The sequence below is a fragment of the Polaromonas sp. OV174 genome (genome assembly GCF_900112285.1).
Lineage (GTDB): Bacteria > Pseudomonadota > Gammaproteobacteria > Burkholderiales > Burkholderiaceae_C > Polaromonas.
On record NZ_FOKZ01000006.1, the window covers coordinates 1 to 19,631 of the forward strand.

General features: G+C 65.1%; 18 protein-coding genes, 1 pseudogene and 1 riboswitch. Of the genes and pseudogenes, 14 read left to right on the forward strand and 5 right to left on the reverse strand.

Going from position 1 to position 19,631, the window contains the following annotated elements:
* Nucleotides 1–311 (reverse strand): helix-turn-helix domain-containing protein (locus BM160_RS07015; protein WP_143093196.1); only part of this gene is annotated, 311 nt, incomplete at its 3' end.
* Between the two features lie 106 nt (nt 312–417).
* Nucleotides 418–849: an SWIB/MDM2 domain-containing protein gene (locus tag BM160_RS07020; protein WP_092002674.1), complete on the reverse strand. Its 432-nt coding sequence runs from the start codon at nt 847–849 to the stop codon at nt 418–420.
* A gap of 455 nt (nt 850–1,304) precedes the next feature.
* On the opposite strand from BM160_RS07020, the gene rraA reads away from it, so the two are divergent.
* On the forward strand, nt 1,305–1,817 hold the full coding sequence (gene rraA, locus BM160_RS07025; RefSeq protein ID WP_092002677.1) for a ribonuclease E activity regulator RraA: 513 nt from the start codon (nt 1,305–1,307) through the stop codon (nt 1,815–1,817).
* A gap of 26 nt (nt 1,818–1,843) precedes the next feature.
* Here rraA and BM160_RS07030 read toward each other — a convergent pair whose 3' ends face one another.
* The 3 genes from BM160_RS07030 to zapB form a co-directional block, all read right to left on the reverse strand.
* Nucleotides 1,844–2,659, reverse strand: coding sequence for a sulfite exporter TauE/SafE family protein (locus BM160_RS07030; RefSeq protein ID WP_092002680.1), 816 nt, complete (start codon nt 2,657–2,659; stop codon nt 1,844–1,846).
* A 312-nt stretch (nt 2,660–2,971) separates the two neighbouring features.
* Nucleotides 2,972–3,301 (reverse strand): cell division protein ZapA, encoded by a 330-nt coding sequence (locus BM160_RS07035; RefSeq protein ID WP_092002683.1) that lies wholly within the window; start codon nt 3,299–3,301, stop codon nt 2,972–2,974.
* Nucleotides 3,298–3,537, reverse strand: coding sequence for a cell division protein ZapB (zapB, locus tag BM160_RS07040; RefSeq protein WP_092002685.1), 240 nt, complete (start codon nt 3,535–3,537; stop codon nt 3,298–3,300). Before zapB ends, BM160_RS07035 begins: the two co-directional genes overlap by 4 nt.
* Nucleotides 3,538–3,573: 36 nt before the next feature.
* Nucleotides 3,574–3,864: riboswitch (cobalamin riboswitch) on the forward strand.
* Between the two features lie 84 nt (nt 3,865–3,948).
* Here zapB and BM160_RS07045 point away from each other — a divergent pair.
* The 13 genes and pseudogenes from BM160_RS07045 (at nt 3,949) to BM160_RS07105 (ending at nt 19,610) form a co-directional block, all read left to right on the forward strand.
* Nucleotides 3,949–5,766, forward strand: coding sequence for a TonB-dependent receptor domain-containing protein (locus BM160_RS07045; RefSeq protein ID WP_092002688.1), 1,818 nt, complete (start codon nt 3,949–3,951; stop codon nt 5,764–5,766).
* The gene (locus BM160_RS07050; protein ID WP_092002692.1) at nt 5,751–7,103 is read left to right on the forward strand and encodes a cobyrinate a,c-diamide synthase; all 1,353 of its coding nucleotides are present in this window, start codon (nt 5,751–5,753) and stop codon (nt 7,101–7,103) included. Before BM160_RS07045 ends, BM160_RS07050 begins: the two co-directional genes overlap by 16 nt.
* On the forward strand, nt 7,096–8,040 hold the full coding sequence (locus BM160_RS07055) for a cobalamin-binding protein (protein ID WP_255368711.1): 945 nt from the start codon (nt 7,096–7,098) through the stop codon (nt 8,038–8,040). The genes BM160_RS07050 and BM160_RS07055 overlap by 8 nt, the downstream gene beginning before the upstream one ends.
* Complete coding sequence (gene cobU, locus BM160_RS07060) at nt 8,033–8,623, forward strand: bifunctional adenosylcobinamide kinase/adenosylcobinamide-phosphate guanylyltransferase (RefSeq protein WP_092002695.1); 591 nt, start codon at nt 8,033–8,035, stop codon at nt 8,621–8,623. Before BM160_RS07055 ends, cobU begins: the two co-directional genes overlap by 8 nt.
* Before the next feature lie 5 nt (nt 8,624–8,628).
* Nucleotides 8,629–9,492 (forward strand): ABC transporter substrate-binding protein, encoded by an 864-nt coding sequence (locus BM160_RS07065; protein WP_369821759.1) that lies wholly within the window; start codon nt 8,629–8,631, stop codon nt 9,490–9,492.
* The gene (locus BM160_RS07070) at nt 9,489–10,568 is read left to right on the forward strand and encodes a FecCD family ABC transporter permease (RefSeq protein WP_092002701.1); all 1,080 of its coding nucleotides are present in this window, start codon (nt 9,489–9,491) and stop codon (nt 10,566–10,568) included. The genes BM160_RS07065 and BM160_RS07070 overlap by 4 nt, the downstream gene beginning before the upstream one ends.
* A gap of 8 nt (nt 10,569–10,576) precedes the next feature.
* A pseudogene (locus BM160_RS07075) lies at nt 10,577–11,350 on the forward strand (ABC transporter ATP-binding protein); the annotation flags it as partial.
* 27 nt (nt 11,351–11,377) lie between these two features.
* The gene (gene cobO, locus BM160_RS07080) at nt 11,378–11,947 is read left to right on the forward strand and encodes a cob(I)yrinic acid a,c-diamide adenosyltransferase (protein ID WP_092003177.1); all 570 of its coding nucleotides are present in this window, start codon (nt 11,378–11,380) and stop codon (nt 11,945–11,947) included.
* 157 nt (nt 11,948–12,104) lie between these two features.
* Complete coding sequence (locus BM160_RS07085; protein ID WP_092003180.1) at nt 12,105–12,929, forward strand: ABC transporter substrate-binding protein; 825 nt, start codon at nt 12,105–12,107, stop codon at nt 12,927–12,929.
* A gap of 23 nt (nt 12,930–12,952) precedes the next feature.
* Nucleotides 12,953–14,014, forward strand: a complete 1,062-nt coding sequence (gene cobW / locus BM160_RS07090; protein WP_092002704.1) for a cobalamin biosynthesis protein CobW — start codon at nt 12,953–12,955, stop codon at nt 14,012–14,014.
* A gap of 18 nt (nt 14,015–14,032) precedes the next feature.
* The gene (gene cobN, locus BM160_RS07095; RefSeq protein WP_092002708.1) at nt 14,033–17,860 is read left to right on the forward strand and encodes a cobaltochelatase subunit CobN; all 3,828 of its coding nucleotides are present in this window, start codon (nt 14,033–14,035) and stop codon (nt 17,858–17,860) included.
* A complete protein-coding gene (locus BM160_RS07100) occupies nt 17,857–18,930 on the forward strand; it encodes an ATP-binding protein (RefSeq protein WP_092002711.1) in 1,074 nt (357 codons plus the stop codon). Before cobN ends, BM160_RS07100 begins: the two co-directional genes overlap by 4 nt.
* Nucleotides 18,909–19,610 (forward strand): vWA domain-containing protein, encoded by a 702-nt coding sequence (locus BM160_RS07105; protein ID WP_092002714.1) that lies wholly within the window; start codon nt 18,909–18,911, stop codon nt 19,608–19,610. The genes BM160_RS07100 and BM160_RS07105 overlap by 22 nt, the downstream gene beginning before the upstream one ends.
* The last annotated feature ends 21 nt before the right edge of the window (nt 19,611–19,631 follow it).

A 19,631-nucleotide genomic window follows, 5' to 3' on the forward strand; every position in this document is an offset into this window, starting at 1 on the left:
AGCCGGGCCTTCTCGTTGGCCTCCTGAAGTTGGACTTCAAGGGCTTTGATCTTCTGCTCGGGGGTCAGCGACGCAGGCGCAAAGGAGGATTTTTTTATCGGCATTGGCATAGGTAGCCATGATGATGCCGCATCTCCCCAGCCTTGCCGGCCGTGCTTGCGCAGCCACACCAGCACGGTCGAGCGACCCTGGATACCGTAGCGCTCCTGCGCCTGCTTGTACGTCAGCTCGCCTTTTTCTACCTGATCAACCACCGAGAGTTTAAAAGCCAGCGTGTAGTCGCGCTGTGTGCGTTTGACGCTTGTATCCATTGACTTGCCTTTTCTTTAGGGAAAAGGTGTCAACCCAATTCAGGACGGGTCACGGGCATAAAAAAAGGCCGGTGGATACCGGCCTTTTGAAAATCGGAAGATCCGATTACTTGACGTGCTTGCCGATCAGGCCAGCCATCTCGAACATCGACACTTGCGCCTTGCCGAACACGGCACGCAGTTTTTCGTCGGCGTTGATCATGCGCTTGTTGAGCTTGTCCTGCAGATCTTTGGATTTGATGTAAACCCACAGCTTGCTGACAATTTCGGTACGTGGCAAAGGCTTGTCGCCAACGACGGCTGCCAGTGCGGGGCTCAAGGTCAGCGCTTTCATGAAGGCTGCATTGGGCGTGCGTTTTTTGGCTGGAGCTGCTTTTTTGGCGGCTACAACTTTTTTCGCGGGAGCTACTTTCTTTGCTGGCGCGGCAGCTTTGACTGCCACCTTTTTCGCCGGTGCTGCTTTCACAGCGACTTTCTTTGCCGGAGCGACCTTTTTTGCAGGTGCTTTCTTTGCCGGTGCTTTTTTCGCAGTTGCCATGATTGATTTTCCTTCTAGAAGTTGACTAATCACCACTGAAATAACTACTTTCTTGTGGCATTGCGGATGCTACTGGAGAAAAACGCGGTTTCATAGGGAGAAAGCACTTTATTTACGCATTCTTGTTGCGGATTCGCCTCTGAAAATCAAAAAAACAGCAGCAAAAATCACAACGCATGCCAGCCACTGGCTAGCCGTGGTGCTTTTCCTGGTGAATCGTGTGCCTGGAGGAAGTGCGTTGGCACGCCTGTACGGGTGTAAGCGGAGGCCATTGCGAAGACTTCCTGATGAAGACGTCGAGCGGCTTGAAGCCGATATGGGTTGATGCGTTGCTTTGAGAAATGGGAGGAAATTTCAGGGCTCAGTTCAGCGCTCAACACTCCCCGTGAAAACGCCGTGGTGCGACCGGCGCGCCGGGATAACATCCAAGCTGCCATCAAGAAAGTGACTGAAAAATGAACCCTGCCGCTACTGCATCCTTCGCCACCGGTGATCTTTGCGACGTCCACAAGAATGACGATTCGGGCGCGTTTCGGGTCTTGCCGCCCGTTCTCAGGGACTTTGGCGGTGTGAAAAAATTCAGCGGGCCGGTCGTCACTCTCAAATGCTTTGAAGACAACTCGCTGGTCAAGGCCGCCGTGGATTCTGCGGGTGACGGCCGTGTGCTGGTGGTGGATGGTGGGTCCTCATTGCGCCGTGCCTTGTTGGGTGGCAATCTGGGCGCGGCGGCCGCCAAAAATGGCTGGGCTGGCGTGGTGATTGACGGCTGCGTGCGCGATGTGGCCGAATTGGCTCAGTGCCATACCGGCATACGCGCCTTGGCAGCCATGCCGCTGCCCACCGAAAAACGCCAGCAAGGCCAGCGCGATATTGCCGTGCAACTTCAGGGCGTCTGGGTACGCCCGGGCGACTGGCTGTATGCCGATGAAGATGGCATGGTGGTGATGCCGGCGCCAGGCCTGGCTTAAGCGCCCGGTCTGTTCCCGGGCGTCGCTCAGCCTGTCAGTCCCTTGTACAGCATATAGGCTGCCAACAAGTAGAGGATGCTGGCAAAGACCCGTTTGAGCTTGGAAATGGGGATGTTGTGCGCAGCCCGGGCGCCCAGCGGTGCGGTCAGGACGCTGCACACGGCAATCACGGCCAGTGCCGGCAGCCAGATGTAGCCAAAGGAGCCAACCGGCAGGTTCTGTACGCTTTGCCCGCTGATCACATAGCCCGCCACGTTGGCCAGGGCGATGGGAAAACCCAGGGCCGCGGAAGTGGCAACGGCGCTGTGAATCGCCACGTTGCACCAGGTCATGAAGGGCACGCTGATAAAACCGCCGCCCGCGCCTACCAGGCCAGACAGAAAGCCGATAAAGCCGCCGGCCGCCAATTGACCCGCGGTGCCAGGCATCTGGCGCGTGGGTTTGGGTTTCTTGTTCAGAAACATTTGCGTCGCGGAGAAGCTCACAAACAGGCCGAAGAAAATGGCCAGATAAGAGCCTTTGAGCAGGGAGAACACGCCCAAGCTGCCAATGAAGCTGCCTATCACGATGCCGGGCGCCAGCCGCTTCACGATGTCCCAGCGAACGGCACCGCGCTTGTGGTGCGCCCGGACGCTGGACAGCGAGGTGAAGATGATGGTCGCCATGGAGGTGGCAATGGCCATCTTGACGGCCAGATCAGGGGGAACACCGCGGGAGCCAATGATGATGGTGATGAAGGGCACCATCAGCATGCCGCCGCCAATGCCGAGTAAGCCGGCAAGAAAGCCGGTGCTCAGACCCAGCGCGGCAAGTTCAAGGATCAGCAAAGGGTCGAGATTCATGAGGGACGAGCAAGTGGCTCAGAGTCTTTTATCGCAGCCCGTTAAAACGGGCGGATGCTCCGAGGGAGGGGGATGAAATAAGGTGTCTGCGAGTACCACTGGACCGTCATCCTGAACCGGGGTTCAGGTGGGCGAGGGCAGTCAGGTTTCGGGTTCGTCTAACGCGAGACGATCACGCCTGCCGGACAATTTACCAAGCCCGAGCTCGTAGAGCATTGGTTCAAGGAAATATAAAGCCCAGTGCGCATCGCAGACCTGCCAATTGTAGGCCCTTGCGAGCGGACCGTTTGATCTGCGCCTGCTAAATTGTGCTCAGAGCAACTGACCGTCGACGCCCAGTGCGCCGTCCAGGCGCTGCAGCAAGAGCGTCAGCTGGGGCTGAGGTGCGGGCGTCGCTGCTTCGGGGATCGGCTGGGGCGCTGCTTCTGGTTCGGCCAGGCTGCTGCGCTCTGGCAGTTCAAAGGCGAGATTCAGCGCTGCCAGCACCGCAATGCGGTCGCGCGCCTTGATCTTGCCAGCGTCACGAATTTTGCACATGGCTGTATCCACTCTGCCCACGGCTTCGAGCAGGCGGGCATCGCCGTTTTCGGGGCAGCCCAGCAAATAGTTCTGGCCCATGATTTGTACTTCGAGCTGTTTCATCGCGCGGTGTCCACAGGGGTTGGGTCGGCGTGACCGAGGCTGTCGGGCAGGCGTTCGATCAGGGCGTCCACACGGGCACGTGCGGCACTGAGTCGTGATTTGAGCGAATCGCGTTCATGCGTGAGTGCGCTGATCTGGTCGCCCAGCAGTGCATTGGTGCGCTGTAATTCCTCATAGCGCAACAGAAGACGTTCAACGCGTTCGGCGATCTGGTCGATTTGAGTTTGGTTCGACATGGCAAGGCCGATTGTAGGGTTTGCGGCATTTTGCCGCGTAGAATCTCGCTTGTTGGTGCTCGCAGTGTGGTTCACACGCTGCAGTTCAACGGGAAGCAGGAGGGAGTCAACGCCATCTGGACCGGGTCAGCCCGGTCTTGCCAAGCGCCGAAACTCCTAACCTGCGCTGCCCCCGCAACGGTAAACGGACGAGTGTGTTTTTTTTCTCCAACGAAAGAAGCCATTCAGCTTTCATCAATAGCCACTGAGCGTTTTGAACACGCGCTTGGGAAGGCGATGAGAGCAGTTCCGTCAGCCCGGATACCGGCCAACAAGGTGAGTGCGTGCGTCCTTTTTTAGGAGGCGGCGCATTTGTAACGCTCAGGCACTGGCGGGGAAGCTGGTGAGGGCATTTTGTTGATAGTTCGACCCATGAAAACCTGTGTTTCCACTGTACGCCTGGCTGTATTGCCCCTGGCTTTGGCTGCTGCATTTCCGTCTTTCTCCCAAACCCAGGCAGCGCCGCAACTCAAGGAAATGGTCGTCACGGCCACGCGTAGCGCGCAGCCATTGAGCGATGTGGTGGCCGATGTCACCATCATTGACCGCGAGCGTATAGAGCGCAGTGGAGCAGTCGGCCTGGCCGATGTGCTCAAGCGCATCCCCGGCATTGAAATTTCCCGCAACGGCGGCCCCGCCAGCACCACCAGCGTCTTTCTGCGCGGCGCTGAATCGCGCTTCACGGCCGTCTATATCGACGGCGTGCGGATTGACTCGCAGGCCACTGGCGGCGCCGCGTGGGAGGCGATTCCCCTGGCGCTGATAGACCGGATTGAAGTCTTGCGCGGTCCGGCCGGCGCCGTTTATGGCTCCGATGCGCTGGGCGGTGTCATTCAGATATTCACCAAACGTGGCGAAACCGGCTTTGCGCCTTACGCCGATGCGGGTTTTGGGACTTACGACACGCGCAAGCTGGGCGCCGGCTTTAGCGGCGCCAGCGGTGCTTTTGATTACGCCCTGGGTCTGGCGTATGAAAAAAGCGATGGCTTCAACGCCCGCACGATTCCCACCCAAAACCCCGATCTTGACGGCTACCGTACCGAGTCGGCCAACCTGCGGCTGGGCTTTCAGCTCAACAAGGCGCATCGTCTGGAGGCGACCTACCTGACGAGCGACAGCAACTCCGGCTATGACAACGGCCTGGGCAAGGACGACCGCAATTTGCACAAACTCCAGACATTGGGTCTGAACTGGCAGGCGCAGTGGACCGAAGCCTGGAGCACGCGCCTGTCGGTGAATGAATCCAGTGATCGCTATGAAACCAAACCTTCGCCCTACCTGACCCTCACCAAGCTGCGCGGCTACACCCTGCAAAATGAGTTTCGCGTCGGCGAGCATCTGCTGACCGCGGCCCTGGAGCGCAAGGAAGACCACCTGGAAAACGCGCCCATCAACCAGGGCCGTTCGCAGAACGCCGTGGCGCTGGGTTACGGCCTGAGCCACCAGGCACACACGCTTCAGCTCAATTTGCGCCACGATAAGGACAGCGAGTTTGGCGGCAAGACCACCGGCAGCGCTGCCTACGCCTACGCCTTCACGCCGGCTTGGCGCGCGACGGCTTCGGCCGGCACCGCCTTCCGCGCGCCCACGCTCTACCAGCGCTTTAGTGAGTACGGCGTGCCGACGCTGGTGCCCGAGAGCAGCCGCAACGTCGAGCTGGGCTTGCACTGGACGCAAGGCGCCAGCAGCGCCGGTCTGGTGGCCTACCGTAACAAGGTGGACAACCTGATCACCTTTGCCGCTGCCGGCCCCTGCAAGTCGTCCTTTGGTTGCTATGCCAACACCGCGCGCGCCGAATATTCCGGTGCCACGCTGTCGGCGACCCACGCGATCGGCGGCGTCAACCTGAGCGCCTCGCTGGATTTGCAGAACCCGCGCGATCTGGGCACCGGCAAGCAACTGGCCCGGCGCGCCAAGCAGCACGGCACGCTGGCGGCCGATACTCGTGTCAGCAGCTGGCTGTTGGGCGCCGAGGCGCAGTTCTCGGGCCGGCGTTTTAACGATGCGGGCAATACCCAGGTGCTGAGCGGCTACACCCTGCTGAACCTGAGCGCCAGTACGCCGATTGCAAAAGACTGGACCCTGCTGGCGCGCGTCGACAACTTGAGCGACAGGAAGTACGAACTGGCGAGCACCTATGCAACCGCCGGCCGTTCGTACTACGTGGGTGTGAAGTGGGCGCCGAAGTAAACACGGCACGTTGTCCGGTCCTGCTCGTCGCCGCTCCGGCCTCGGGCCAGGGCAAGACCACCGTCGCTTGCGCGCTGGCCCGCCTGCATGCCCGTCAGGGCCGCAAGGTGCGGGCCTTCAAGTGCGGGCCGGACTTCCTGGACCCTTACTGGCTGACGCTGGCCAGCGGTGCACCGGTGCACCAGCTAGATCTGTGGATGACCGGGGAGGCCGATTGCGCGCAGCGCCTGCATGAGGCGGCGCAGGACGCCGACCTCATCATTGTCGAAGGCGTCATGGGCCTGTTCGACGGCCAGCCCAGCGCCGCCGATCTGGCGCAGCGCTTTGGTCTGCCGGTGCTGGCGGTGATAGATGCCAGCGCCATGGCCGGCACTTTTGGTGCGCTGGCCTGGGGTTTGCAGCATTACCGCGAAGGCTTGCCTTTTGCCGGCGTGCTGGCCAATCGCGTGGCCTCGCCAGGCCATGCGGCCATGCTGGAAGACGGCCTGCGTGACCCCGCGCAATGGCTGGGCGCGCTGATGCGAAACGAGGCCCTGGTCTTGCCCGAACGCCATCTGGGCCTGGTCATGGCCCAGGAGCTGGGCGACGCCATGCAGCGGCTGGACGCCGCCGCCGACGCGCTGGCCGAGACAAAACTGGGGCAGATGGACGAGCAGGCCTTGCAGGCCTGGGCCGTCAGCTTTGAGGCCGCGCCTGGGTCGAGGCAGGACTTCCCGACCGGCGCCTTGCAGGGGCAGACGATTGCCGTGGCGCGTGACGCCGCCTTTTGTTTTATCTACGCCGCCAATCTCGATTGCCTGCAGGCCATGGGCGCCGAGCTGGTGTACTTTTCACCGCTGGCGGACGCGGCACTGCCTGACTGTGATGCCTTGTGGCTGCCGGGCGGCTATCCCGAGCTGCATGCCCATACCCTGGCCGCGAACACAGCCATGAAGTCGAGCATCATCAGCCACGTGCAGGACGGCAAGCCGGTCTGGGCCGAGTGCGGCGGCATGATGGCCTTGTTTGCGCAGCTCAGCACGTTGGACGGCGCCAGCCACAGCCTGTGGGGCATCTTGCCCGGCAGCGTGACCATGCAAAAGCGCCTGGCCGCCCTGGGGCCGCAGCAGCTGGACGTGGCCGGTGGCAGCTTGCGCGGCCATACCTTTCACTACTCCACCTGCGTCACCCAACTGCCGGTGGCGGGCCGCAGCCAGGCCGCGCCGGGGCGCACCCTGCGCGGCGAGGGCGAGGCGCTGTATGTATCAGGGGCGATCCAGGCGAGTTACTTTCATGCCTGGTTTGCGTCCAATCCGGCAGCGGCGGCAAGCCTGTTTCTGAAGGAAAGTCATGACTGACATGAGACTCGACTGGCGTGCGCTGGCCGCCAGCGCAGGCGGCCCGGCAAGTGGATCCGCCTATGGCCCGCAGCGCATCGTCTGCCTGACCGAAGAGCCGACCGAGTGGCTCTACCTGCTGGGCGAGGAGCGCCGCATCGTCGGCATCTCGGGCTACACCGTGCGCCCGCCGCGGGCGCGCGATGAGAAGCCCAAGGTCAGCGCCTACCTGAGCGCCAAGATAGACAAGATCGTGGAGCTGCAGCCTGACTGCGTGATCGGCTTTTCCGACCTGCAGGCCGACATTGCCTCGCAGCTGATCAAAAAGGGCATTCAGGTCACCATCTTTAACCAGCGCAGCGTGGCCGAGATTTTTTCCATGATGTACCAGCTCGCCGCCATGGTCGGCCAGGTGGAACGCGGCCTGGCGCTGATCCAGGCCATGCAAAACCGGCTGCTTGAAATTGAGCGGGCCGCTGCCGGGCTCAAGCGCCGGCCGCGTGTCTATTTCGAGGAGTGGCATGACCCGCACATCAGCTGCATTGCCTGGGTTTCCGAACTGATAGGCATTGCTGGTGGGGACGACTGTTTCCCCGAGCTGGCCAAAGAGCCCATGGGCAAGGGCCGCATCATTGCCGATGGTGGCGAGATCGTGCGGCGCGACCCGGACATTATTTTTGGCTCCTGGTGCGGCAAGAAGTTCAGGCCTGAAATGGTCGTGGCGCGGCCAGGCTGGGAAAACGTTGCGGCGGTCAAAAACCAGCAATTGTTCGAGATCAAGTCGTCTGAAATTTTGCAACCGGGACCGGCTTCGCTGACCGATGGCGTGGAAAAACTGCACAAGCTGATCATGGCCTGGAGCATGGCCCCCACGCTTGTCGCTTCGCGTACTGCGCTGCCCCCCGAGGGGGCTGCCCCGCCTAAGGGCGGCCTGTCGGCGGGGCGTCAACATGACTAAGCCCTTGGAAGTCGCCCGCAGCGAGCTGATCCTGGGCGGCCAGAGAAGCGGCAAGTCACGACGGGCCGAGTTGCTGGCGCGCGATTGGCTGGCGCAGTCGCCAGAGCATCAAGCCGTGCTGATTGCCACGGCCCAGCCCTGGGACGATGAGATGCGCGAACGCATTGCGCGCCATCAGCAGGATAGGGCGCAGCGCGTGCCCGGCATGCGTACGCTGGAGGAGCCGCTCGAACTGGCGCGGGCTATCGAGCTGCAGAGCCGGCCCGACACACTGGTGGTGGTGGACTGCCTCACCTTATGGCTGACCAATTGGCTCATGCCGACTGATGTTCTTAAGCAAAATGAGGCGCTAGCCCATATGGGTCGTGCGCAAGCAGCTATGCTTTTGGTAGCGATTAAAAAGGCCGCCGGCCCCGTGCTGCTGGTCGGCAACGAGATAGGCCTGGGCGTGATTCCCATGGGCCGTGAAACCCGCGCCTTTGTCGATGCCCTGGGCCGGCTAAACCAGGAGGTGGCGCAGACCTGCGCGCGCGTGACCTTCATGGCGGCCGGCTTGCCGCTTACCTTGAAAGACCAGTCTTGAAAAAAATCTTCGCACTGTGGCTGCTGAGCATCGCGGCGCTGACCTCTGCGCAGGCCCTGACCCTGACCGATGACCGGGGCGTGGTGGTGACTCTGGCGCAAGCGCCGCAGCGCATCGTCAGCCTGCTGCCCTCGCTGACCGAGACCGTGTGTGAGCTGGGCCAGTGCCAGCGCCTGGTCGGCGTGGACCGCTATTCCAACTACCCGGCCAGCATCAAAAGCCTGCCGGTGGTGGGCGGCGGACTGGACCCCAATATCGAGGCCATCGTCGCGCTTAAACCCGACGTGGTGCTGATGGCCACCTCGTCGCGCGTGGGCGAGCGGCTGCAGGCGCTGGGCATCAAGGTGGTGGCGCTGGAGCCCAGAAGCCACGCCGACGTGCAGCGCGTGATGCTCAAGCTGGGCCAGTTGCTGGAGGTGCGCGATGCCGCACGCATCTGGCGCGCGATTGACGCCGGCGTCTCGGCCGCGGCCCAGTCGCTGCCGCCCAGTCTGCGCGGCACGCGGGTCTATTTTGAGGTCAACCAGGGCCCGTATGCGGCGAGCGAGTCGTCCTTTATTGGCGAGACGCTGACCCGCCTGGGCGTCAAAAACATCGTGCCGGCCAAGCTCGGGCCTTTTCCCAAGCTCAACCCCGAGTACATCGTGCGCGCCAACCCCGATCTGATCATGATTGGCCAGCGTAGCGCCGATGGCTTGCTGACGCGGCCTGGCTGGCAGAGCATTCGCGCGCTGCGTGAGCAACGGGTCTGCATTTTCCCTGCCGATGAGGCCGACATGCTGGTGCGTCCCGGCCCGCGCATGGCCGAGGGCGCGCGTCTGATGGCCCGTTGCCTTATAGACAAGGCAGCCAAGGGAGCCAAGCCATGATGCAGGCCCGCGTGTGGTGGTTGGTGTGGGCCGGTGTGTTGGGCGCGCTGGCCCTGGTGGCGCTGGGCATTTGCGTGGGCAGCACCGGGCTGGAAAATTTAATTGGGCCGCTGCTCAATCCTGCGCAAGACCCATCGCAGACTGCCATGGCGCAGCAAATCATTTGGGAAATTCGCCTGCCGCGCACGCTGGGCGCCTGGGCCGCCGGCGCCTTGCTGGGCCTGGCGGGTGCGGTGGCCCAAGGCCTGTTTCGCAACCCCCTGGCCGATCCGTATTTGCTGGGCAGTGCATCGGGTGCCTCGCTGGGCGTGGCGCTGGCGCTGGCCGCCTTGGGCGGTGGTGCGGGCATGTTGGGCGGCAGCATGATGAATGGTGGCGTGGCCGTCAGCGTGTTCTCCAGCAGTGTCTGGGTGCGCCTGGGCCTGACCGGCGCGGCGTTTCTGGGCGCCGTGTTTGCGGTGATGTTGACGCTGGTGTTGTCGCGCGGCGTGGGCCACACCTTGCGCCTGTTGTTGGCCGGTGTGGTGGTGGGTGTGGTGCTGGGCGCCATGACGCACCTGGTGCTGCTGTTTTCGCCCGAATCGCTGCAGGCCATGCAGGCCTTCATGCTGGGCTCGACCGCCTTTGTCGGCTGGACTTCGTGCGTGCTCATGGCCAGCGTGTGGGCCGTGTGCGGGCTGGCGGCCTGGCTGCTGGCGCGCGTGCTCGACGGCCTGAGCCTGGGCGACGCCACTGCCGTCAGCCTGGGCCTGCCGGTGGCGCCCATGCGTGCGGCGCTGGTGGCGGTGCTGGCGCTGGCCACGGGTACGGCGGTGGCGCAGACCGGGCTGATTGCCTTTGTCGGCCTGGCCGCGCCGCACCTGGTGCGCTCGGTGGTGAAGACCACCCATGCCCACCTGATGCTGCTGTCCAGCCTGATGGGCGGCGTGCTGCTGATGGCGGCCGACACGCTGGCGCGCGGGCTGATGGCCCCGCAGGAGCTGCCCGTGGGCATGCTCACCGCGGTGCTGGGCGGCGGCTACCTGTTGTGGCTGATGCACCGTAGCAGCAACCTGGCCGGAGGGCGCGCGGTATGAGGGATGCTATGAACTCAGTAGCTATTGGCGCACATTCCATCGGGGCCAGCCTCGGAAATGGCTTGCAAAAGAAAAGCGTGCTGCACGGCATCAGCCTGGACATTGCCGCGGCACGGTGGACCAGCATCGTCGGTCCCAATGGCGCCGGCAAGTCCACCTTGCTCAGGGCGCTGGCTGGCGTGCTGCCGCACAGCGGCAGTGTCACGCTGCTGGGTCAGCCCATGCACAGCCTGCCGCACCGCGAGCGCGCCCGTCAGCTGGCCTGGCTGGGCCAGAGTGAAACCTCGGCCGATGACCTGACCGTGTGGGATGTCGCCATGCTGGGCCGCTTGCCGCACCAGGCCTGGCTGGCGCCGCCCAGCGCGGCCGACCATGCAGCGGTGGAGCAGGCCCTGCGTGCCACCCGCGCCTGGGACTGGCGCCAGCGCGCCCTGGGCCAACTCTCGGGCGGCGAGCGCCAGCGCGTGTTGCTGGCCCGTGCCCTGGCGGTGCAGGCCCAGGTGCTGCTGATGGACGAGCCGCTGGCCAATCTGGACCCGCCGCACCAGGCCGACTGGCTGGACGTGGTGCGTGCGCTGGTGGCCGAAGGAAAAACCGTGGTCAGCGTGCTGCACGAGATCACCATGGCGCTGCAAGCCGACACCATGGTGGTGATGGCCGAAGGCCGTGTCACCCACCAGGGCGCCTGCGCCGACCTGGCCACCCACCGGGCACTGGAAGACGTATTTGACGGACGCATTGCCGTCCACCCCTTGCAAGGGCAGTGGATTGCGCTGCCCAAAGTAAACCATCCTGCAAAAAAGGCTCCCATGCAAATCGAAACCCCACCCACCGAATACGAACGTGTCACCCCGACGGCCGAGCGCCGTGGCCTCATCATGATCAACACCGGCCACGGCAAGGGCAAGAGCACGGCGGCCTTTGGCCTGGCCCTGCGCGCCCATGGCCGGGGCAAGGCCGTCAAGGTCTACCAGTTCATGAAAGTGCCTACGGCGCGCTTTGGCGAGCATCGGCTGTTTGAACAACTGGGCGTTCCTATTGAAGGCCTGGGCGACGGCTTTAGCTGGAAGAGCCGTGACCTGGAGCACTCGGCCCAGCTGGCACTCGATGGCTGGGCCAAGGCCGAAGCCACCATACGCGCCGGCGAACACTTCATGGTGGTGCTGGACGAGATCATGTACCCGCTGCGCTACGGCTGGATTCCGCTGGAAGCCGTACTCACCTGCCTGCGCGAACGCCCGCCGCACGTGCACGTGGTGCTGACCGGCCGCAACGCACCCGACGAGCTGGTGGAACTGGCCGATACGGTCACTGAAATGACCTTGATCAAACACCATTTCAAGGCCGGCGTGCCGGCGCAACGCGGCATCGAAGACTAGAGACATGGCCCCCACGCTTGTCGCTTCGAGCCTACGGCGCGCTGCCCCTTTTATGGGGTTTGGGGCGCTGCGCCTGCGGCCCGACGAAAGCGGTTCCGCGGCCCCGGCTGGTGAAGATGCATCCCCCGCGCTTGTCCTTGCGCGTAAAGCGCTGCGCATGCTGCCATCGGCGTCGTTGCTGGCAACTCTGGGGCTGTTTTCCAGCCTGGCCGTGGCGCAGCAGCCCGTGTCGCGCATCGTCACGCTATCGCCATCTTTGACCGAGGCCGTGTGCGCGCTGGGCCGTTGCGCGCAACTGGTGGGGACCGACCGCCATTCCACCTGGCCCGGCTCGGTGCAGGTGCTGCCCAAGGTGGGCGGGCTGGAAGACGCGCAGATCGAACGCATCGTGGCCCTGCGGCCCAACATGGTCTTGCTGGGCCCACGCAGCCGCGCCGGTGAACGCCTGCAGTCCCTGGGTGTGCCTGTGATGGTGTTTGATGCCCGCACCCATGCCGAGTTAAAGCGCATGCTTTTGAAGCTGGGCGACTCGCTGGGTGAACCCGTCCGCGCTGCCGACTTGGTGGCCCGTATCAATGCAGAGATGGATGCCGCAGCAAGCCGCGTGCCTGTCGCCTTGCGCGGACGCACCGTGTATGTGGAAGTGGGGCCCGCACCGACGGCAGCCAGCGACAAAAGCTTTATTGGTGAAACCCTTGCCAGGTTGGGCCTGGTCAACGTCGTCAGTGGCGAGCTGGGCCTGTTTCCCAAGATCAATCCCGAGCTGCTGCTGCGCCGCCCGCCGGATCTCATCATCGGCCCGCGCGCCACCTTGGCCAATCTGATGGACCGCCCCGGCTGGAGCACGCTGCCCGCGGTGCGCCAGCAGCAGCTATGCCTGCTGGACGCCGAGCGCATGGACCTGCTGTCGCGCCCCGGTCCGCGCCTGGGCGAGGCCGCGCAGATGCTGGTGGACTGCCTGATGGCGCTGCCACCCCGTTAACTCTTTTCTTCAAGGACCACCCGATGCAAACCCGAAAAATCCCCGCCACCATCGTCACCGGCTTCCTGGGCAGCGGCAAGACCACGCTGTTGCGCCACCTGCTGGCCAACGCGCAGGGCCGCCGCATCGCGGTCATCGTCAACGAATTTGGCGAACTCGGCATCGACGGCGAACTGTTGCGCGGCTGCGGCATTGGCTGTGATGAAAACGGGGAGGAAAACGGACAACTCTATGAGCTGGCCAATGGTTGCCTGTGTTGCACCGTGCAGGAAGAGTTTGCGCCGGTGATGGAAAAGCTGGCCGCGCGTCGCGACCAGATTGACCACCTGATCATCGAGACCTCGGGCCTGGCGTTACCGAAGCCGCTGGTGCAGGCCTTTCAGTGGCCCGCCTTGCGCAACACCTTTACCGTGGACGCGGTGGTCACCGTGGTGGACGCGCCCGCTGTGGCTGCGGGGGACTTTGCCGATGATCCGGTGGCTGTGGACGCCCAGCGCCGCGCCGACGACAACCTGGACCACGAGTCGCCCTTGCACGAGCTGTTTGAAGACCAGCTGGCCACGGCCGACCTGGTGATAGTGCACAAGACCGATGGCATGGACGCAGCCGCGCTGGCGGGTGTGGAAGCCGCCATCCGTCTAGAGACCGCACCCGGCGTGAAGCTGGTGCATGCGCAGCATGGCCGCGTTGACATCGGCGTGTTGCTGGGCCTGGAGCGCGCGGTGGAAGACCAGATCGACCAGCGCAAGACCCACCACGACGAGGAGGAGGACCACGACCATGACGCCTTTGACTCGGTGCAGGTGACGCTGGACGTGTCCAGCCGCGAGGCGTTGCTGGCCGCATTGCGCAGCCTGGTGGAGCGCCATGAAATTTACCGCGTCAAGGGCTTTGTGGCCTTGCCTGGTGCGGCCATGCGCCTGGTGGTGCAGGGCGTTGGCACGCGCTTTGACAGCTACTTTGATCGCCCCTGGCGCGCTGATGAAGTCCGCCAGTCGCGCCTGGTGCTGATTGGCTCTGAGCTGAATGCCGCCACCTTGCAAGCCGAGCTGAGCGCGGCGCTGGCCGTGCCAGTGGCGGCTTAACGCGACCGAAAGCACGCCATGCATTTGCTCTCCACCCGCCCCGGCGGCCACGTAGAAGACGGTGGCCAGGGCGTGGTGCGCGTGGAACAAACGCCGGGCGACATCGTGGTGCTCAGCGCCGCCGACACCACCTTGGCGCTGCTGGCCGATGCGGCCGGGCAACTGGGCAGTGACTTTCCCAGCGTGCGCCTGGCGAATCTGATGTGGCTGCGCCAGCCCGCATCGGCAGACATGTATGTGGACGACGTGCTGCAGCATGCACGCGTGGTGGTGATAGATCACCTCGGGGCAGCCAGTGACTGGGCTTATGTGGTGGAGCGGGTGCAAGACCTGGCCCGAGCGCGCGGCCAGTGGCTGGCCCTGTTTTCGGGCGACTCGGTGGAAGATCTGCAGCTGCTGCTGCGCAGCACCGTCCCGCATGAAGATTGCCGCCAGCTCTGGCGTTGTCTGCGCGAAGGCGGCCAGGGCAACGCACGCATCTTCTTCGAGTTGATTGGCCACGCCGCCTTTGGCCTGGGCCCGCGCCCCGCGCCGCCTAGGGCCTTGCCACCCGCTATGGTCTACCAGCCGCAGGGGGCTAATGCATGCCTGCCCTGGAAAGATGGCGCGCCGGTGGCGCTGCTGGTTTTTTACCGCGCCCACGTGCAGGCCGGCAACACGGCGGTGTTTGACGCCATGTTGGCCGCACTCAGTGCCGCGGGCCTGAACACCGTGGCGGTGGCGGTGGACTCGCTGAAGACTCCCAGCAGTCTGGCGCTGCTGCAGTCGCTGGCCGCTGAGCATCAGGTGGGCGTGGTGCTCAACGCCACCAGCTTTGCGGTTACCGCGCTGGACGGTGCCGATGGCGACAGCGTGGCGGGCGCGCAGATGGCCCCGCTGGCCGGCGACGCCCCGGTGCTGCAACTCATCACCGCCGGCTGCTCGCAAGAGCAGTGGCAGGCCGACCCGCATGGCCTGGCGCCGCGCGACCTGGCGATGCAGGTGGTGTTGCCCGAGGTGGATGGCCGCATAGGCACGCGTGCCATCAGCTTCAAGGGCCTGGCCTGGCGCGACGAACGCACGCAGGTGGACGTGGTGCGCTACCAGCCCGAACCCGAGCGCATGGCCTTTGTCGCCGAGCTGGCGCGCCGCTGGTGCGTGCTGCGTGACAAGCCCAACGCCGACAAACGCGTGGCGCTGATTCTGGCCAATTACCCCAACGACGATGCCCGCCTGGCCAACGGTGTGGGCCTGGATACACCGGCCTCTACCGTAGCCTTGCTGCGCGCCATGCAGGAGGCGGGCTACGCTACCGGCGCCTTGCCCGAAGGTGGTGACGCACTGATTGCAGCGCTGGTGGCCGGTGTGACTAACAACCTGGACGCCAACAATGCCAGGCCCGCCGGCCAAAGCCTGGCCATGGCCGATTACCTGGAAGACTTCATGCGCCTGGATGCCGCCAGCCGCGATGCCGTGAATACCTTGTGGGGCCCGCCCGAGCAAGACCCCATGGTGCGCAGCGGCCGCTTCATGGTGTCGGGCCATCGCTATGGCCAGGTGTTTGTCGGCATCCAGCCGGCACGCGGGCGTGATCTGGATCTCGTCGCGACGTATCACGATGCTGACCTGGTGCCCACGCACAACTACCTGGCGTTTTACTTCTGGCTGCGCCGCAGCTTTGCGGTGGATGCGGTGGTGCATGTGGGCAAGCACGGCAACCTGGAATGGCTGCCCGGCAAAAGCGTGGCGCTGGGCGCGGCCTGCTGGCCAGATGCCATCCTGGGCCCCTTGCCGCATCTCTACCCCTTCATCGTCAACGACCCCGGCGAGGGCAGCCAGGCCAAGCGCCGCACGCAGGCGGTCATCATCGACCACCTGATGCCGGCCCTGACCCGTGCCGAAACCTACGGCCCGCTGCAAAAGCTGGAGCGGCAGATGGACGAGTATTACGAGGCTCTGTCGCTGGACCCGCGGCGTGCGCAGCGCCTGCGCGAAGACATTCTGGAGCGCGTGCTCAGCGAAGGCCTGCATGCCGAGCTGGGCTTTGCCAAACCCGCCGACGATGCCGGGCGCAACGCGTTGCTGCAGCGGCTGGATGCCTACCTGTGCGAGATCAAGGAATCGCAGATCCGCGACGGCCTGCACATATTGGGCAGCTCGCCGCAAGGCCGCCAGCAGATAGATACGCTGGTGGCGCTGGCGCGCTTTCCCGGTGGCAAGGCCGCGGGCCAGGGCAGCTTGTTGGTGGCATTGGCGCAAGATTTGAAATTGGACGGTGTGGACGGCTTTAGCGCGCTGAGCCCCGAGTGGGCCGCGCCCTGGAAGGGCCCGTACCCCGCCGTGCTGCAACAACTGAGTACCGAAGCCTGGCGCCATGCTGGCCACACGCGGGAACGGCTGGAACTGCTGGCGCGGCAATTGGTGGCTGACCATGTGGTGGCCGACGAAACCTGGGATGCGGCAGCCTGGCCGCACACCGCACCGGTGTTGCAGCGCATGCGTGCTGTGCTGCGTCCGCGCCTGGACGCCTGCGGCCCGCAGGAAATTGCGCAGTGCCTGCGCGGCCTCGCAGGCCGCTTTGTACCGGCCGGCCCCAGCGGCGCACCCTCGCGTGGCCGGCCCGATGTGCTGCCCACGGGTCGCAACTTTTATTCGGTGGATACGCGCGCCGTGCCCACGCAGACCGCCTACGCCATGGGCGCGGCGGCGGCGGAGCGCGTGATCGAACGGCATCTGCAGGACCATGGCGAGATGCTGCGTTGCCTGGGCCTGTCGGTCTGGGGCACCAGCACCATGCGCACCGGTGGCGAGGACATTGCCCAGGCCTTTGCGCTGCTGGGTGTGCGGCCCAAGTGGGCCGATGGCAGCAGCCGGGTGGTGGACATTGAAGTGCTGCCCATGGCCATCAGAAACCGGCCCCGGGTGGATGTGACCCTGCGCGTGTCGGGTTTCTTTCGCGATGCCTTTCCCAATGTGATTGACCTGTTCGACACCGCGGTACGGGCCGTGGCCGCGATCAGCGAAGAGGACGAGCCCGACGACGTCAACCCCATACGCGCCCGGGTGCAGCGCGAAGCTGAGCAGGCGCAGGCCAAGGGATTGAGTGCGGAAGACGCTGAGCGCGAGGCCAGCTGGCGCGTGTTTGGCCCGCGCCCCGGTGGCTACGGCGCCGGGCTGCAAGAGCTCATGGCCAGTGGTCGCTGGAACGACGGCGCCGACCTGGCCCAGGCCTATTTGCGCGCCGGTGCCTTTGCCTACGGCCAGGGCGAACATGGTGTGGCCGCGCGCGGCAGTTTTGAGCAGCGCCTGGCCGGTCTGGACGCCGTGCTGCACAACCAGGACAACCGCGAGCACGATGTGCTGGATTCGGACGACTACTACCAGTTCCAGGGCGGCATGGCGGTGGCGGTAGAACATTTGGCGGGCGCGCCAGCCGCGCTCTACCACGGCGACTTCAGTGTGCCCGGTGCGCCGCGCATACGCACTCTGGGTGAGGAAGTGGCGCGCGTGGTGCGTTCGCGCGCCGTCAACCCCAAGTGGCTGGAGGGCGTGCGCCGCCACGGGTACAAGGGCGCGTTCGAGATGGCGGCCACGGTGGACTACCTGTTTGCGTTTGACGCCACCACCGGCGTGGTGGGCGACCACCAGTACGCGCTGGTGGCCGAGGCCTATCTGCACGATGACACCAACCGCGCATTCCTGCAGCAGCACAACCCGCTGGCCTTGCGCAGCATTGGCGAACGCCTGCTCGAAGCCATGCAGCGTGGTCTGTGGGAGTCACCGGGCGATCAGCGCGAACGCATCGAAGACCATTTGCTGGCGCTGGAGCGCCGACTCGAAGAACACGGAGAAGGACCCCTGGCATGAGTAATCCTGAACTGAACATTTCCATGGAGCCCGCCACCCGCGCGGCCTTTCCCTTCACCGCGCTGGTCGGCCAGCCCGCTTTGCAGCGCGCCTTGCAGCTGGCGGCCATAGACCCCGGCATTGGCGGTGTGCTGATCAGCGGCCCACGCGGCACGGCCAAGTCCACGGCGGCCCGTGCGCTGGCCGCGCTGCTGCCCGGCGCGCCCTTTGTCACCTTGCCGCTGGCCGCCAGCCTGGAGCAACTGGTGGGTACGCTGAACGTGGAAGACGTGCTGCGCGACGGCCAGGTGCGCCTGGCGCCCGGCCTGGTGGCGCGGGCCCACAAGGGTGTGCTCTATGTGGACGAGGTCAACCTGCTGCCCGATGCGCTGGTGGATGCCTTGCTGGACGTGGCCGCCAGTGGCGTGAATACGGTGGAGCGCGATGGCATCTCGCAGCAGCATGCCGCGCGCTTTGTGCTGGTGGGCACCATGAACCCGGAGGAGGGCGAGCTGCGCCCGCAGCTGCTGGACCGCTTCGGCCTCTCGCTGGTGCTGGCCAATCCGGTGGATGCCCAGCAGCGCACAGACATCCTGCGCGCACGCCTGGGCTTTGACGAAAACCCCGCCGCCCTGGGTGAACAGCATGCCCAGGCACAAGGCGCGCTGAGTGCCGCACTGGTGGCGGCTCGCGCCGCCTTGCCACGCCTGAGCTGGTCTGACGCGGTGCTGCACCATGCTGCAGTCTGCGCGATGGCGGCGGGTGTGGACGGCATGCGTGCCGACCTGGTGATGCTGCGCGCCGCACGTGCGCTGGCGGCGCTGGAAGGGCGCAGCGAAGTGACCGTGGACGATGTGGATGCCGTGGCCGAACTGGCGCTGGCGCACCGCCGGCCTGAGGGCGGCGCGGCGCAGCCACCGGGCAAGGCCAGCGCATCGCAGCCCAGGCAAAATCCCGAGCGCTTGCAAGACCAGCCGTCTGCCGCCTCTGCGCCGCCCGTTCCTCAAGGCGACTGGGGCGCGCTGCCCGCCCAGCCCGAAGGGACGACCAAGGTCCAGCGAATAGCAGGGTGGCCGCCAAAAAAAGCCTAGGCCACCCCGGCGGCCGCCCGCGCAACGGGCCCGGCAGCTGGCGGTGGCCTCCACCCCAACGCATCCCTTCATCAGGTGCCGCAGCGCGCGCCCACAGTGCGCCGCAGCGCGGCGCAGCCATTGCCTGGCAGCCCACGGTGCTGGCCAAGGGGCCCGCGCCGCTGCAGCGCGAGCACCTGCGCCGCCAGCCGGTGACGCTGCGCGCCAGCCGGCTGCATTGCATCGTGCTCGACACCTCGGGCTCCATGCGCCAGCGCGGTCGCCTGGCCCTGGCCAAGGGCCATGCGGCCTTGATGATTGAGCAGGCAGCGCGCCTGGGCGACGATGTGGCGCTGTTGTGCTTTGGCGGGCAGGGCGTGGAGTTGCTGCTGCCACCGGGCCGCGCCCGCGCCGCCGCCAGCCAGCGCCTGCGCCCGGTGGGCGGTGGCGGTGGCACGCCGCTGGCCGAGGCACTGGCCCAGGCCGATCGTCTGCTGCAGCGCAGCTTGCGCAAGAGTGGCCCCACCGAGTGCTGGCTGTGGCTGCTGACCGATGGCCGTACCTTGGAGCAGCCGCAGGCGCCGCAGGCCGCGCAGCACCTGGTGATCGTGGACTTTGACGATCCGCACAAGACCCTGGGCCGCTGTGCCGCCTGGGCCTCCCGCTGGGGCGCGGAGCACCGCCTGGCGCTTGCGTCATGACTTGTTAACCCTAGAACGAAC